Genomic DNA, 14,705 nt, shown 5'->3' with positions numbered 1-14,705 from the left:
GCTTGGCTACACTTTTCGGTATGCCTAACTTTTCGTTTCGGCGCGCCAAAGATGTCCGCCGTTTCGCTGCTGTCCTGACCGTCATTGCCCTTGCCCTGGGGATCTCCGCCTGTGGCGGGAATTCCTCCGCGGGAGGTGATGACAAGCCAGTGGTGCTCACAACGTTCACTGTGTTGGCCGACGTCGCCAAGAACATTGCCGGGGACAAACTCCGGGTCGAGTCCATCACCAAGGCCGGGGCCGAAATCCACGGCTACGAGCCCACACCCGGCGACATCCGCAAAGCAGCCCAAGCGGACCTGATCCTGGACAACGGGCTCAACCTCGAAGCCTGGTTTGCCCAGTTCGTGGAAGACCTGGACGTGCCGCACGCCGTGGTGAGCGACGGCGTCGAGGTCATGCCCATTGCCGAGGACTCCTATCAGGGCAAGCCCAACCCGCACGCCTGGATGTCGCCCAAGAACGTCCAGATCTACGCCAACAACATGGCCAAGGCCTTTGCGAAGCTGGATCCATCCCATGCTTCAGAGTTCGAAGCCAACGCCAAGGCCTACAACGCCCAACTGCAGAGCGTGCAGGACGAGATGGTGTCCAAGCTTTCCGTTCTCTCGGAGAAGCAAAGGGCCCTGGTCACCTGCGAAGGCGCTTTCTCCTACCTGGCCCGCGACGCCGGCCTCAAAGAGGTCTACATCTGGGCAGTCAACGCAGAGCAGCAGGCCACACCACAGCAGATCACCCGGGCCATCGAGTTCGTGAAGGAAAACCAGGTACCTGCAGTCTTCTGTGAATCCACGGTGTCGGACGCCCCCATGCAGCAGGTGGTGGGCGCAACCGACGCAACATTCGGTGGGACCTTATACGTGGATTCCTTGTCCGAAGCTGACGGACCGGTTCCCACCTACCTCGACCTGATCCGCCACGACGCCAAGGTCATCACCACGGCACTCACAGGAGGAACATCATGAGCACCCCCGCGATTGCCGTAGAGAACGTCACGGTCCACTATGGTGAGGTCCTGGCCCTGGACTCTGCGTCCCTGACCCTGGAACACTCCCGGATCTGCGGCTTGGTGGGGATGAATGGCTCGGGCAAATCCACCCTTTTCAAGGTCATCATGGGCATGGTGAAACCCGATTCAGGCCGGGTACTCATCAACGGAGAGCCACCCGTGAAGATGCGCAAGGACGCCGGGATCGGCTACGTCCCCCAAAGCGAAGACGTGGACTGGGCCTTTCCCTTGTCCGTCCGGGACGTGGTGATGATGGGCCGCTACGGGCATCTCGGATTCACGCGCCGGCCCCGCAAAGCCGACCGGGACGCCGTCGAGCACGCCTTGGAGCGGGTGGAGCTGAGCGAATTCGCCGACCGGCAGATCGGTCAGCTGTCCGGTGGACAGAAGAAAAGGGCCTTCGTGGCCCGTGGGATTGCCCAGGGAGCAACCATGATGCTGCTGGATGAGCCCTTCGCGGGAGTGGACAAGCGGTCCGAGGCCACCATCACCCGGCTCCTCCGTGAGTTGGCGGAGGACGGCGCCACCATCCTGATTTCCACCCACGACCTCCACGCCCTGCCCCAGCTCTGCGACGAAGCAGTGTTGCTGATGCGCAAGGTCCTCATGCACGGCAGCCCGGACACCGTGCTCCAGCCCGAAAACCTGGCCATGGCCTTCGGCCTCGACGTCATGAACAGGGGCTGAACCGTGGAGTTTCTCCTGGAACCCCTGAGCTACGACTTCATGGTGCGGGCGCTCGCAACCACGGCCATCGCCGCAGTGGTCTGTGCGGTGCTGAGTTGCTGGCTCGTCCTGATCGGCTGGTCCCTGATGGGCGACGCCGTCTCTCACGCGGTGCTTCCCGGCGTCGTCCTCGCATATATCGTGGGTGCCCCGTTCGCGTTGGGTGCTTTGGTGTTCGCGCTGGTCGCGGTGACGTTGATCGGGGTGGTCCGCAACACCAGCCGGGTCAAGGAGGACGCTGCGATCGGCATCGTGTTCACGTCGCTGTTTGCCTTGGGCCTGGTCCTGATCTCGGTGACTCCAAGCCAAACCGACCTGAACCACATCATCTTCGGCAACCTGCTGGGCGTCAGCATCCCCGACCTTATCCAGGTGGTGGTGCTGGGCGTGGTGGCCTTTGCGATCCTGATTCTCAAACGCCGGGACCTTACGCTCTTCGCCTTCGACCCCACGCATGCCCATGCGATCGGCCTCTCGCCCCGAAGGCTTGGCGCGCTGTTGCTGGGTTTGTTGGCACTGACCTCGGTTGTTGCCCTCCAGACTGTGGGCGTGGTGTTGGTGGTGGCCATGCTGATTATCCCGGGCGCCACCGCCTACCTGCTGACGGACCGGTTCTCGCGGATGCTGGTTATTGCACCGGTGATCTCCGTGGTGTGTTCCGTGGCCGGGATCTACCTCAGCTATTACCTGGACACAGCATCGGGGGCCATGGTGGTGCTAACCCAAGGCGTGGTGTTCGCGTTCGTGTATCTGTTCAGCCCGCGGCAGGGGCTGATAGGGACTCGTCTGGCGAAGGTTCGTCGGAAGCGGGCTCTCGCCTCGGTGTAGCTCAGGCGTGCGTTGTTGATGGTGAACGCGTCACTGTGATGTCGCCGAAGGCGTTGCGGGCACGGATCTCCACTGTGTCCGAAGATTCGCCAGGTCCATGGGTGACGTCGAGTGCGTTGCGTACCCGTCCATATTTGGTCTTGAGGTCAAGCCATGCCGCAGTACCCTCGCGCACGCCGATGGATAGCGCGCCCGCTGCCGTCTGCACCGTGAGGGCACCCGCGGCCACTTCCCCTACCGTGATGTCACCGTTGGACGTTTTGGCTGTTGTGGAGAGGCCGGCCCGTTCCAAGGAGACGTCGCCGTTGGCGGCGCTGATGCTGAGCTCGCCGGAAGCGTGCGAGATGTAGGTGTTGCCGTTCCCGTTCTTTACGGTGGCAGCCCCGTCGATGTGACGGACGCGGATCTTGCCCGAGCCGGTCTTGATCCTGGAACGTCCTGACGTGCGTTCCACCGTGACGTCACCCATGTCCGTGTGGGCTCGGAGCTCCCCGCAATGGTCGATACGGATGTGGCCCAAGTCGGTCTTCAGGTCGGCGGTGCTGAATTCGCCCTCGCAACGGAGGTCTCCCATGGCGGTCTTCAACTCCAGGCTGCTGCCGATGGGCACCTCCACGGCGATCTCCACTGCGCCACCGTCGCTGAACCAGCTGTGGCGGAATGCGGGGTGAAGCCTGACCTGCAAGCGGCCGTCCAAGTACTCGACGGTGGTTTGCTCAGCCATCCTGACGTCCAGGCTTCGTTTTGCCTTGCGGGGCTGGACCGTCACCTCGGTTTCGGGGTGGTCGCGGGCCACGACCCGGATATCACCGCGGACGGAGACGTCCACCACGACGGCGATCGGCTGGGGAGTCTGGAAGGTCGCCATCAGCGGGCCCATCCCGTGAAGTTCTGTTCGCCGGGTTCGCGGTCGGTTTTTCTGGGTGAGCGGGTGCCGTGGAGCGCTTCGGTGACCGCCCGGACCAGCCACGAGTTCACGGACACACCATCCCTGACGGCGGCCTCCTCAACGTGTTGCTTGAGCTGATCCGGAAGTCGGAGCGTAGTGCGCGAGATGCTGGTGCCCTCGAAGTCTTCCGGGGCGATGGTGCCCAGGACCGATTGCTCGATCATTGCCTCGAAGTCCCCGCTTGGGGGATTGTTGACCACGAATTCCGGGTCGCGGCCGCGGAGCCTCACTTCCACCGAGCCGGGGGCAAGCTCCAGGGTGATCTCGCTTGCGGCGTCGGAGAGAGCCTCGAGGAGGACCAGCCGAACTGTGGACTCCACCGCGGCGGTGAGCCGTTCGCTGAGGGCCCGTGCTTCCGGACCTCCGGCCTCGGCAGCGGTGTCCAGTTGGTGCTGGACGGCGGTGACGTACTGGCTAAGCTGCATGGCACCATTGTGACGTCATGATGGTGTCATTACAAGAGTTTTCTGTCTCCCCGTGGTGTCGCTCGTTGTGCCCCAGCTTGACGGCGCAACGTTCGGCGGGCAGGCTGGAGCGATGAAGTCTTGAGCGCAGCCCATTATCAACGGCTGCATCCCCAGTACCCACACGGCTTTAGGCCACCCACTGCGGACTTGCGAGGATTCCTCTTGACTGACCACCTTTACCTTTCCGGCGTTTCCCACGGCTACGGGGACCGCGAACTCCTCAACAACGTTGACCTCGTTATCCACCACGGCGAGCATGTGGCAATCGTCGGCGAAAACGGCGCGGGAAAGTCCACGCTGCTGCGGCTGCTGTCCGGCGTGGAAACGCCCGACGACGGCGCGGCTGGCCTGAGCGGAAACCCCGGCTACCGCGTGGGCTACCTCGCGCAGACCCATGGTTTCTCCGAGTCCGTGACCGTAGGAGATGCCATAGACTCCTCCCTGGCGTCGCTGCGCTCCCTGGAAACCCGCATCCTGGACCTCGAATCAGGCCTGGCCGACGCAGACGCCGAGGAGCTTGAACTCTACGGAAGCCTGCAAACGGCGTACCAGCTTCGCGAGGGCTACGCTGCCGAATCCCGGGTGGAAGCAGCGCTGGACAAGCTGGGGCTGGGAGGCCTGGACCGCCGTCGAACGCTTGGTTCTTTGTCCGGCGGCGAGCAGGAGCGGGTGGCGCTGGCATGCTTGCTGGCCGATCCTGCCGAAGCGTTGCTCCTGGACGAGCCCACCAACCACCTGGACGCGAACGGTACCGCCTGGCTTGAGTCCCGGTTGGCTGCACATCGCGGCACAGTAGTAGTGGTCTCGCACGACCGTGTCCTGCTGCGCAAAGTGGCCACCACCATCATCGAAGTTGACGCCGACCGTCGGTCTGTGAACCGCTACGGGAACGGCTACGAAGGCTACCTCCGCGAGAAAGCCGCCGAACGTGCCCGTTGGGTCCAGGAGTACGACGAATGGCTGGACGCCATGGCTGCCGAACGGCTTCAAGCTGCCACAGTTGCCGACCGTATGGGATACGGACGCAAGCGCGACAACGACAAGATGGGTTTCGGGTTCAAGGCCGGAACCTGGCAGAGCGCGGTCACCAGCAAGGTCCGCAACGCCCAGGAACGGCTCCGCCGGCTCGAAGAGAATCCGGTGGACCGCCCACCGGTGCCGCTGACACTGGCAGCTCCGCTGGGTTCTGTGACTGGGGTGATGTCCGAACCCGCGGTGGAAGCCCACGGCGTCAGCGTCCCTGGGAGGCTTCAACCCACCGATCTTAGGATTGAAACCGGCCAGAAGGTACTCATCACCGGGCCCAACGGAGCCGGCAAATCCACGTTGCTGTCCGTACTGACGGGGAACCTGGAGCCGGTCGCGGGGTCTGTGGCCATCCACGGCAAGGTGGGCTATCTGCAGCAGGAGCTCGACGTTCCCACGCGGCCGGGGCTGCGGTTGCTTCCCGCATTCGCCGCTGGTCTCGGTGGCAACATCGATGAACATGCGGAAGGCTTGCTTCGCCTGGGTCTATTCCGGCCCGCCGAGTTCCACGTGCCGGTTGGTGGCCTGTCCGCGGGGCAGCAACGCCGCCTCGCCTTGGCCCGGCTGCTCCTGGGCGGGTACCAAACCATGGTTGTGGATGAGCCCACCAACCATCTGGCACCAGTATTGGTGGAACAACTGGAGGCAGCATTGGCCTCGTTCGCCGGGACCCTGGTAATCGTGAGCCACGACCGAGCCTTGGGCGAGTGGTTCGATCACTGTGCCCGCGTCGACGGCGGCCGTGCCGCCGTCTCCGGACGGAGCCCGTCGGCGGGTTCATGGGTCCGCTATGGGATGCAGGGCGGCGAACTGATGTAGTGCTCGTTGCGCTGGTCCTCACGCGTTTTCCGCCTGTGTGAGTTGTTCGCAAAGGGATCGTTACCCCCTGTCCTGCGGGCGGAAACACGGCATCGAGTGTCCTGAAACAACGGCGGAGCACCATGGGAAGGGAACCGGCCGAAAGGACTTGTCCCGTGATCATCCAGAATCTCTTCCTGCAGGGTATCTACCACTTTGAAGGAACCGGGCTGGATAAACCGGTTCCCATCCACGCCGAACTCTCGCACTTTGTTCCGGATGGCGTGGTCAACCAGACGCTGTACTTCCGTGGTGGCAATTCCAGCCCCGAACTGATCACCGTGGTGTTGATGCGCGACCGCATTCCCCTGCGCTATTTCCCCATCGGGGCCAAGGGCGATGTCCACATCCCGCTCAGGGTGGTGGAAGACACCGAAGGCGGGTCCGTGATCGAACTGTTCATCGTGGCCCCTGCCGGGGTGCGGGGAACCGTGGTGGTGGATCTCGGCATGGTGGAGCACTGATGAAAAAGCGGCTGGTAGTGATCGGAAACGGCATGGCCGGCGCCCGGGCCGTGGAGGAAATCCTGGCACGGGGTGGTGCCGGTCTTTTTGACATCACCATGTTCGGCGACGAGCCCTATGGGAACTACAACCGGATCATGCTCAGTCACGTCCTGTCGGGCGAGGAAAGCGATGCGGACATCTTCCTCAATGCCCTGCCCTGGTACCAGGAAAACAACATCACCCTCCACGCCGGCGTCCGCGTGGATCGGATCGATAAGTTCAGCCGGCATGTCTTCGCCGCCAATGGCCGTGTGGTCCAGTACGACTACCTGATCATCGCTACGGGCAGCCGCTCCTTCCTGCCACCCATGGAGGGCATCTACACGCCCAGCGGGACGGTCCGGCATGGCGTCTTCACCTTCCGGACCATGGACGATACCCGCAGGATGATCCAGTTTGCCCAGCACCAACACCAGCGCGATCAGCAGAGCAGGGCTGTTGTGATCGGTGGTGGATTGCTGGGGCTGGAGGCAGCGCGGGGGTTGCAGGCCTACGGCCTGGACGTGGCCGTGGTCCACTCGGGTGGGCACCTGATGAGCGCCCAGATGGGGCCCGACGGCGGTGCGATACTGCGGCGAAGCGTGGAGGCGCTGGGCATCGAGGTCCACACCGGAAGCCGGACTACGGCGATCCTGGGATCGGACCGTATCACCGGAGTGGGCCTGCGCGAGCAACCCGACCTCGACTGTGACATGGTGGTGGTCACCGCAGGCATCAGACCCAACGTGGATGTCGCCGTCGTCAGTGGTTTGGCTGTGGAGCGCGGAATCGTGGTGGATGACCACCTGCTGGTGATGGACGAAGAGGAGATCTACGCCGTGGGGGAGTGCGTCCAGCACCGCGGTGAGGTGTATGGGCTGGTGGCGCCTTTGTGGGAGCAGGCCGCCGTGCTGGCCGACCATGTCACGGGCGTGGACCGCTCGTCGATGTATCTGGGGTCCAGGACCGCCACCAAGCTGAAGGTGGCCGGCGTCGACGTCGCTTCAATGGGACTACATGGCCCGGAACGGGACAGCGACGAGCACATCGTGTTCTCGGAACCCAGCCGTGGTGTGTACAAGTCGATCGTGATCCGCGACAACAAAATGGTGGGTGCCACCCTGCTGGGTGACAGCCGCAAGGTGGCCTACCTGACCCAGGCTTTTGATCAAGGCTTGCCCCTTCCGGAGGAGCGGCTCTCGCTGATGTTCGACCTCGGGTCACCTGGGGAGGAAGAGAGCGTTGCCGAGTTGGCGGAGAACGCCCAGGTCTGCAATTGCAACGGCGTCTCCAAGGGGGCGTTGGTGTCCGCGGTCCATGGTGGGTGCACATCGGTGTCCGCTGCCATGGATGCCACCCGGGCTGGAAAAGGCTGCGGCTCGTGCAAGCTCATGGTCACCCAAGTGGTGGAGTGGGCCGCCGGCGGTGCTGTGGAGGAAGACCCGGCGGCCAACTACTACGTGCCCGGAATTCCGTTGGACAAGGCTTCCCTGATGGTGGAGATCCGGTCCCGTGGACTCCGTTCCGTGTCGGAGGTCTTTGCCGCCCTGGCTCCGGGCAGCGCTGAGGATGCCAGATCCAAGATGGGGCTGGCATCGCTGATGAAAATGATGCTGGCCGGGGACTATGTGGACGAACGCGACGCCCGGTTCATCAACGACCGCGTCCACGCCAACATCCAGCGCGACGGCACCTTCTCCGTGGTCCCGCAGATGAAAGGCGGGGTGACTTCGGTGCAGCAGCTACGGCGGATCGCGGACGTCGCCGAGAAACACAACATTCCCTTGATCAAGCTGACCGGCGGGCAAAGGATCGACCTCCTGGGGGTGCCCAAGGAAGAGCTTCCGCAGGTCTGGGCCGATCTGGACATGCCCTCGGGGTACGCCTACGGCAAGAGCTTCCGCACGGTCAAGACTTGTGTTGGGAAGGACTATTGCCGGTTCGGAACAGGGGATTCCACGGGATTGGGGATCGGGTTGGAGTCCAGGTTCCAGGGAATTGAAGCGCCGGCCAAGCTGAAACTCGCCGTCTCCGGTTGCCCCCGCAACTGTGCGGAGTCCTTGGTCAAAGATGTGGGTGTGGTGGCCGTGGAAGGCGGCCGCTGGGAAATTTACATCGGCGGAGCCGCGGGCGCCCATATCCGCAAGGGCGATCTCCTGGGGACTGTGGATACTTCGGAAGAGTTGACCCTCCTTGCAGGCCGGTTCATGCAGTACTACAGGGAGAAGGCCAACTGGCTGGAGCGGACGTATGCGTTTGTGCCGCGGGTGGGGATCGAGCACCTCCGCAGCGTCATCATGGACGATTCCGAGGGGATCGCGGCCCGCCTGGATGCTTCCATGCAAGCCTCGGTGGACAGCTATGTGGACCCTTGGAGCGAACGTGATGATCCGCTGACGCCTGGCCAGTTCCGTACCTCCCTGCCCTTGACGGTCCTGCCGCAGGTGCCGGTCCGATGAGTTCGCAGCCAGTGAGCGCCGGGTCCGTGTCTGCCGCTGAAACGAACATCCAGCGCGTACTTGGCCCCGTTGACCAAATTCCGTTCGGTGAAGGCCGGGCGTTTGGCGTCGACGGGGAGCAGGTGGCGGTGTTCCGCCTGCGGGATGGAAACCTGCGGGCCGTCTCGGGTGTCTGCCCGCACAAGGGTGGCCCGATCGCGGATGGCACCATCGACCAGCAGGTGGTGATGTGTCCGCTCCATCAACACGCCTTTGAACTCCAAACAGGGTGCTCCACCACGGGCGCCAAGCCCCTGCGTGCCTACAGAGTTTTCGCAGATGAGGCCGGAAATATGGTGCTGGAACTGGACTGAACAGCATCGGTTCCCAGTCGGGTTTTGGCCCTTATCCACAGCTCCTTGTTGCCTGCGTCACGGGCATTCGGGTTAATCCCGTAAGATAGACGGGTTGCGCGAAGCTTCGGCATTCTGCGTTCTTTGTCACACTTCGGGTCCTCCAAAGCGGAAAAGCTCGAATTTTGTGTGCCAAAGCCGCCTGTGTTCCGGCATAGGCGTGACACCTACAGCAACACCCCAACCCACAAGGAACAGCTGTGCCGCAAAGTACTCCCACAGATCTCCAGAGCTCCAAGGCCTCATCTGCAGCCTCGGACTCCAACCTCAGCGCCGAGGGATACCAGAAGACCCTGAGCCGCCGTCACGTCACCATGATCGCCATGGGTGGCGCTATCGGCGTCGGCCTCTTCATGGGTGCCGGCGGCCGTCTGGCCTCCACCGGCCCGGCCCTGATTTTCTCCTACGCCATTGCCGGCGTCATCGCTTACCTGCTGATGCGCGCGCTCGGTGAACTCATCATGTACCGCCAGACCTCCGGCTCCTTTGTGAGCTACGCCGGCGAAATGTTCGGCAAGAAGGGCGCGTTCCTTTCGGGCTGGATGTACTTCATCAACTGGGCCATGACGGGCATCGCAGAGCTGATCGCCATCGGCCTGTACTTCCAGTTCTTCTTCCCGAACGTGCCCATTGAACTGTCCGCCATCGCAGCGCTGGTGCTGTTGGTGGCCGTGAACCTGTTCAGCGTCAAGGCGTTCGGCGAGTTCGAGTTCTGGGCTTCCTGCCTCAAGGTCGCGGCCATCGTGATCTTCCTTGCCGTTGGCACGTTCATGGTTGTCACCAACGCCAAGGTGGGCGACGGCAACGCGTCAGTGGCCAACCTCTTCCACGAAGACGGCGGCATGTTCCCCAAGGGCGGCCTGGTGATGATCCTGGTCCTCAACGCCGTGATCTTCGCTTACAACGCCATCGAGCTTGTTGGTATCACCGCAGGTGAGATGGAAAACCCCGAACGTGAAGTTCCCAAGGCGATCCGCGCCGTCGTGGTCCGTATTGTGGTCTTCTACGTTGGTTCGGTGACGCTGCTCGCAATGCTGCTGCCGTCCGACCAGTACGTGGCCGGCACGTCGCCGTTCGTTACTGTGTTCGGACAGATGGGCCTCGGCTGGATGGGCGATGTCATGAACATGATCGTCATCACCGCCGCGTTGTCCTCCTGCAACTCGGGCCTGTACTCGATCGGCCGTATCTTCCGCACCATGGCCAACAACGGCCACGCCCCGCAGTGGCTCACCAAGATGTCCACCCGCCACGTGCCGTACGCAGCTATCCTGGCGATCGGCGGCGTCTACCTCGTAGGCATCCTCCTGAACATCTGGCTGGGTGGCTCGCACGCGTTCGACCTCGCACTGAATACCGCGTCCATCGGCGTGATCTTCACCTGGGGTTCCATCTTCGCAAGCCAGATTGCCCTGCGGAAGAAGCGCGGCAACGTCTCTTCCCTGCCGATGCCCGGTTCGCCGTGGACCAGCTGGTTGGGGCTCATTGCCTTGCTGGCGATCACCGTGCTGATCGGTTTCGATTCCATGACGGACAAGGAAACCGGCGAGGTCTTCCTGCTGGGCCTGTGGACCCTCGCTACCATCCCGTTCTTCGCCCTGGTGCTGTGGCTTGGCTGGCAGAAGGTCAAGAACAACAAACCCAAGAGCGAGCTTTTCAGCTAAGACTCGTCCGGTTCACAGCGTTTCAAACGTACGACGGCGCGTGCCTCCTTCCGGGGGCGCGCGCCGTTCGCGTTGTGGAACCTCCCGTTGTGGGGCCTGCTGTGCGCCCTAGCCGAGCTTGGGGATCAACACCGGGGTGCACTTCTTGTAGGCCTCGTACCCGGCCTCGCCGCCCCAGGTCTTGTCGGCCTTCTTTTCCAGCAGGGGGATGCCGCTGACCTTGGTGAGCAGGAGGGCCACGAAGATCGGGGAGATCAGTGCGACCCACTGCCAGCCTTGGAGTACCGGGATGGCGATGATGGCAACTCCGGTCCACAGGAGGATCTCGCCGAAGTAGTTGGGGTGCCTGGACTTTGACCACAGTCCAGTGGAGATGTACTTTCCCTTGTTGGCGGGGTTGGCCTTGAACCGGCTCTTCTGCAGGTCAGCCACGATCTCGATGACGAATCCTGCCGCCCACACCACGAATCCGAGGACGGCCAGCCAGTCCAAGGCCACCCGGTTGGTGCTGGTGATGGCCACCCATGCCGCTGCCGCCGTGAAGACCACCCACAGTCCTTGCATGGTCCAGACGTTCAGGAAGCGGACGAATGATGGCTTGATCTCGTCGAACCGGTCGTCCTTGCCGGACTTGTGGATCCGCCGGGACAGGAAGGTTCCCAGGCGGAGGGCCCACGCGGTAACCATGGCCGCAAGGAGCAGCGAGCGGGCGTCAATCCCGGGTGTGGCAAGCACCAACAGGACGGTGATGGCTACATAGGTCAGTGAGCCGGTCAGATCGAAGTACTTCTCTGTCTGTGCTTTGAAGGAAGGGATGAAGACAAGCCATTGAATGATGAACGCGACGGCGACTGCGGCCGCGAAGACAGGGACCCCGGCCAGGCTTGTTCCGTGGTGGCTTCCGGCCGCGGCGACGAGTCCGCCCAGTAGCACCACCACGGGAAGGGCAATCAGGCCCTTTCTCTCTGAATCCTTCACGACAGTGTTCCTTTCACGGCGGCTCCAGCGGTGCACCCACAACGCCGATTTCCTAGCCTGCTTGATGTTCAAACTAATTTGATTACTATATAACCATGCAAAACCATGAAAAGGCTATCGGAGCGTCGGACCACCCGACCTCCCGGACCTTGCAGGGGCTGTTCGGCTTGGCTAACGAGACCGAACGCGAGGTAGCCCGGGCCCTCGGACTTAACCTCACTGACTACAGGGCACTCACCGTCCTGGCTGATTCGGGACCCGTCACCGTGGGGGCCCTCGCCTCGGACTTGGGAGCTACAGCGGCCACCACTACTGCGCTGGTCAGTCGTTTGGAGTCGCACGGGTTCGTTGAACGCCTGCGCAGCACGGAAGACCGGCGACAAGTGCATGTCAACGTCACCAGTTCGGCATCCCACCAAGTCAAGGACCTGCTGCAGCCGCTCCTGTCCGCTGCCACTGCGTACGTGGAGGCGCTGCCCGCTGAACACCAAGCCGTCATCGGTGATTTTCTCGACGCCGTCATGGGCCTGATGCAGGAGCACCTGCAATCCCTGTCCGCAGAGGGTGCCCGTTGAGAGAATTCACCTCCCCGCCGCTGGTTGACGCGGCCAACCACCGCAACGCCACCGAGTTGCTCATGCAGCGCGTCCGGACGAACCCCGGGCACATCGCTTTTGAAGTCCGTGCCGCTGATGCGGCCATCTCCGATCCGTGGCGGCAAGTAACCACGGAGCAGTTCGTGGGCGAGGTCCGGGCGCTGGCCAAGGGTTTTATTGCGGCGGGTATCCAGCCGGGGGAGTCCCTGGCCATTATGTCCCCCACCCGCTACGAATGGGCACTGGCCGATATGGCTGCCTGGTTCGCCGGCGCCGTCGTGGTTCCCGTCTACGAAACCTCAGCGGCACCGCAGGTGACGGCGATCCTGGCCGATGCCGACGTCAGGCTCGCCGTGGGCGGCACGGCCGAACACGCAGCTTTGCTGGAACAGGGTTTCAATAAAGCAGGAATCCAGCCCCTGGGGATCTGGACCATTGATTCCTGGCCGGGATCGGACCTGGCCGATTTGGTGGCCCGCGGCGTCGGGATCCCGGACAACGCCGTGGAGGAGCGCCGCTTGCTGGCCGATCTCGACTCCGTTGCCACCATCGTGTACACCTCCGGCACCACGGCGGCGCCCAAGGGGGCACTCATCACGCACGGCAACTTCGTGGGGCAGGTCCTGAACGTCGCTGGAGCCTACACGGAGGTGGTCCGGGAGGGTGGAAACACCATCATCTTCCTGCCCATGGCCCATGTCCTGGCGCGAGGACTCCAGCTGATCTGCCTGGCCAACGGCATGCGGATTGCCCACCTCTCAGACCCTCGGGACGTGGTTCCCGCGCTCGGCGCTCTGAAGCCCACGTTCCTGGTGGTGGTTCCGCGTGTGCTCCAGAAAATCCAGGCATCAGCCGCTGCCGCCGCAACGCAAAAACGGCTGGGTCGCGTGTGGGCTTCGGCGCAAAGCACGGCAGTGGAGTGGGGCCGGTTTGCCGAAGCGCACGACGCCGACCCTGCCGTCCGTGCCTCCGCCGGCCTCCGCATCCGGCGGGCTCTGTTCGACCACCTTTTCTACGCCAGGCTCCGGAAAGTGGTGGGCGGACGCCTCGATTACCTGCTGTCCGGCGCCGGCGCGCTTGATGCGGACCTTTCCCTTTTCTTCCGAGGGCTGGGACTTCCCGTGATCGAAGGCTACGGCCTGACGGAAACTACAGCCCCACTGACGGGGAACCTGCCCGGGTCCATCAACTCGGGTTCCGTGGGCGTCCCCATGCCCGGGACCACCGTGCGTCTTTCAGACCAAGGTGAAGTACTGGCCCGCGGTGTGGGCGTCTTTGCCGGCTACCGGCGGCAGGCGGACAACGCCGAGGCATTCGTCGACGGCTACTTCCGGACCGGGGACCTCGGCGAGCTGGACCATCTGGGCCGGCTCACCTTGAAGGGCCGGATCAAGGACGTCATTGTCACCGCCGGAGGGAAAACCATCTCCCCGGCCATTTGGGAAGGCTACGTGGAAGGCGACCCGCTGGTTGCCCATGCCGTGATGGTGGGGGAGGGCAAGCCGTATCTCGGTGGGCTGGTGCTGCTGGACCCCGAAACCTTGGCGGCGTGGGCCGAGCGCGAGGGCATCGCAGATCTGAAGGGCCTCCGGATCCCCGACGACGGCGGCGCAGTCCAAATCGATGACGTCCGGCTTCTGGCCGTGATTGGCCAGGCCGTCAGTGCCGCGAACGCGAAGATCGCACGTTCCGAGCAAGTGCGTCGGTTTGTCTTGCTGCTGACCGACCTCACGGAGGCCAACGGAATCGTGACACCCACCATGAAACTCAAGCGCGGGGCTTTCACCGAACGCGCACGGCACATCGTGGACAGCCTCTACGCTGACACCCGGCGCCAGGGATGAGCCGCGGCCTGAAGCGCTGGCTCCTGTCCTACGCACTGGCCGCAGTGATCTTTGCGGTGATCGACGTCGTCTGGATCGTCACCGTGGCGCAGCGGCAGTACGAAAGCCAGATCGGGCACCTTATTGCGTCCAGTCCGCAGCCGATCGGGGCAGTGCTGTTCTACGTGGTCTTCGTCGCCGGGATAGTTCACTATGGCGTGCGGCCAGGGAAGGCGGACCTGACGATGGGTCGACGGGTTGCGGATGGAGCGTTGTTTGGCTTCTTCACGTACTCCACCTGGGCGTTGACGGCGCTCGCCGTGCTCAAGGACTTCCCACCGATGGTGGCGGTGACCGACATTGCCTGGGGTGTTGGTGTCTGCGCTGTGGTCACTTGGCTGACTGCCCTGATTGGGACTGTCAGGGGTCGGGTCTAGGCTCGATG

Annotated in this window: 14 protein-coding genes; 11 read left to right on the top strand and 3 right to left on the bottom strand. The window is 63.3% G+C overall.

Annotated elements, in window-relative coordinates:
* Nucleotides 1–20 precede the first annotated feature (20 nt).
* Genes ABIE35_RS02210 through ABIE35_RS02200 form a run of 3 tightly spaced genes read left to right on the top strand, consistent with a single transcriptional unit; the run spans nt 21 to nt 2,563 of the window.
* A complete protein-coding gene (locus ABIE35_RS02210) occupies nt 21–965 on the top strand; it encodes a metal ABC transporter substrate-binding protein (RefSeq protein WP_354512237.1) in 945 nt (314 codons plus the stop codon).
* Nucleotides 962–1,696, top strand: a complete 735-nt coding sequence (locus ABIE35_RS02205; RefSeq protein ID WP_354512236.1) for a metal ABC transporter ATP-binding protein — start codon at nt 962–964, stop codon at nt 1,694–1,696. Before ABIE35_RS02210 ends, ABIE35_RS02205 begins: the two co-directional genes overlap by 4 nt.
* A gap of 3 nt (nt 1,697–1,699) precedes the next feature.
* Nucleotides 1,700–2,563 (top strand): metal ABC transporter permease, encoded by an 864-nt coding sequence (locus ABIE35_RS02200; RefSeq protein WP_354512235.1) that lies wholly within the window; start codon nt 1,700–1,702, stop codon nt 2,561–2,563.
* A 1-nt stretch (nt 2,564) separates the two neighbouring features.
* Here the strand turns inward: ABIE35_RS02200 and ABIE35_RS02195 are convergent, their stop codons facing one another.
* Together ABIE35_RS02195 and ABIE35_RS02190 are read right to left on the bottom strand one after the other, a co-directional pair.
* Entirely contained in the window at nt 2,565–3,431 is an 867-nt protein-coding gene (locus tag ABIE35_RS02195; RefSeq protein ID WP_354512234.1) for a DUF4097 family beta strand repeat-containing protein, read from the bottom strand.
* Nucleotides 3,431–3,937 (bottom strand): histidine kinase, encoded by a 507-nt coding sequence (locus tag ABIE35_RS02190; RefSeq protein WP_354512233.1) that lies wholly within the window; start codon nt 3,935–3,937, stop codon nt 3,431–3,433. Before ABIE35_RS02190 ends, ABIE35_RS02195 begins: the two co-directional genes overlap by 1 nt.
* Nucleotides 3,938–4,141: 204 nt before the next feature.
* Here ABIE35_RS02190 and ABIE35_RS02185 point away from each other — a divergent pair, with 204 nt between their 5' ends.
* From ABIE35_RS02185 to ABIE35_RS02165, 5 genes are all read left to right on the top strand, one after another.
* Nucleotides 4,142–5,824, top strand: coding sequence for an ABC-F family ATP-binding cassette domain-containing protein (locus ABIE35_RS02185; protein ID WP_354512232.1), 1,683 nt, complete (start codon nt 4,142–4,144; stop codon nt 5,822–5,824).
* 155 nt (nt 5,825–5,979) lie between these two features.
* Nucleotides 5,980–6,327 (top strand): molybdopterin oxidoreductase, encoded by a 348-nt coding sequence (locus ABIE35_RS02180; RefSeq protein ID WP_089596049.1) that lies wholly within the window; start codon nt 5,980–5,982, stop codon nt 6,325–6,327.
* Entirely contained in the window at nt 6,327–8,807 is a 2,481-nt protein-coding gene (gene nirB, locus ABIE35_RS02175) for a nitrite reductase large subunit NirB (protein WP_354512231.1), read from the top strand. The genes ABIE35_RS02180 and nirB overlap by 1 nt, the downstream gene beginning before the upstream one ends.
* Nucleotides 8,804–9,160 (top strand): Rieske (2Fe-2S) protein, encoded by a 357-nt coding sequence (locus ABIE35_RS02170; RefSeq protein ID WP_354512230.1) that lies wholly within the window; start codon nt 8,804–8,806, stop codon nt 9,158–9,160. The genes nirB and ABIE35_RS02170 overlap by 4 nt, the downstream gene beginning before the upstream one ends.
* A gap of 239 nt (nt 9,161–9,399) precedes the next feature.
* Nucleotides 9,400–10,863: an amino acid permease gene (locus ABIE35_RS02165; protein WP_354512229.1), complete on the top strand. Its 1,464-nt coding sequence runs from the start codon at nt 9,400–9,402 to the stop codon at nt 10,861–10,863.
* Between the two features lie 108 nt (nt 10,864–10,971).
* On the opposite strand, the gene ABIE35_RS02160 is transcribed toward ABIE35_RS02165, so the two are convergent.
* Nucleotides 10,972–11,841: a DUF1295 domain-containing protein gene (locus ABIE35_RS02160; RefSeq protein WP_354512228.1), complete on the bottom strand. Its 870-nt coding sequence runs from the start codon at nt 11,839–11,841 to the stop codon at nt 10,972–10,974.
* A gap of 95 nt (nt 11,842–11,936) precedes the next feature.
* On the opposite strand from ABIE35_RS02160, the gene ABIE35_RS02155 reads away from it, so the two are divergent.
* The 3 genes from ABIE35_RS02155 to ABIE35_RS02145 are packed head-to-tail and all read left to right on the top strand — an operon-like array spanning nt 11,937 to nt 14,697.
* A complete protein-coding gene (locus tag ABIE35_RS02155; RefSeq protein WP_354512227.1) occupies nt 11,937–12,416 on the top strand; it encodes a MarR family winged helix-turn-helix transcriptional regulator in 480 nt (159 codons plus the stop codon).
* Nucleotides 12,413–14,281 carry an AMP-dependent synthetase/ligase gene (locus ABIE35_RS02150; protein WP_354512226.1) on the top strand — a complete coding sequence of 623 codons (1,869 nt, stop codon included), beginning with the start codon at nt 12,413–12,415 and terminating at the stop codon, nt 14,279–14,281. The genes ABIE35_RS02155 and ABIE35_RS02150 overlap by 4 nt, the downstream gene beginning before the upstream one ends.
* Nucleotides 14,278–14,697, top strand: a complete 420-nt coding sequence (locus tag ABIE35_RS02145) for a DUF2177 family protein (RefSeq protein WP_354512225.1) — start codon at nt 14,278–14,280, stop codon at nt 14,695–14,697. Before ABIE35_RS02150 ends, ABIE35_RS02145 begins: the two co-directional genes overlap by 4 nt.
* The last annotated feature ends 8 nt before the right edge of the window (nt 14,698–14,705 follow it).

This window comes from Paenarthrobacter sp. 4246 (assembly GCF_040546855.1).
Classification (GTDB): domain Bacteria; phylum Actinomycetota; class Actinomycetes; order Actinomycetales; family Micrococcaceae; genus Arthrobacter.
Note: the sequence above shows the minus strand (reverse complement) of the source record. Positions and strands in the feature narration are given on the sequence as shown.

Coding starts and splice junctions, on each gene's coding strand:
- nirB (WP_354512231.1), top strand. CDS start 6,327: ATGAAAAAGCGGCTGGTAGTGATCGGAAACGGCATGGCCGGCGCCCGG.
- ABIE35_RS02145 (WP_354512225.1), top strand. CDS start 14,278: ATGAGCCGCGGCCTGAAGCGCTGGCTCCTGTCCTACGCACTGGCCGCA.
- ABIE35_RS02195 (WP_354512234.1), bottom strand. CDS start 3,431: ATGGCGACCTTCCAGACTCCCCAGCCGATCGCCGTCGTGGTGGACGTC.
- ABIE35_RS02210 (WP_354512237.1), top strand. CDS start 21: ATGCCTAACTTTTCGTTTCGGCGCGCCAAAGATGTCCGCCGTTTCGCT.
- ABIE35_RS02205 (WP_354512236.1), top strand. CDS start 962: ATGAGCACCCCCGCGATTGCCGTAGAGAACGTCACGGTCCACTATGGT.
- ABIE35_RS02155 (WP_354512227.1), top strand. CDS start 11,937: ATGCAAAACCATGAAAAGGCTATCGGAGCGTCGGACCACCCGACCTCC.
- ABIE35_RS02170 (WP_354512230.1), top strand. CDS start 8,804: ATGAGTTCGCAGCCAGTGAGCGCCGGGTCCGTGTCTGCCGCTGAAACG.
- ABIE35_RS02190 (WP_354512233.1), bottom strand. CDS start 3,937: ATGCAGCTTAGCCAGTACGTCACCGCCGTCCAGCACCAACTGGACACC.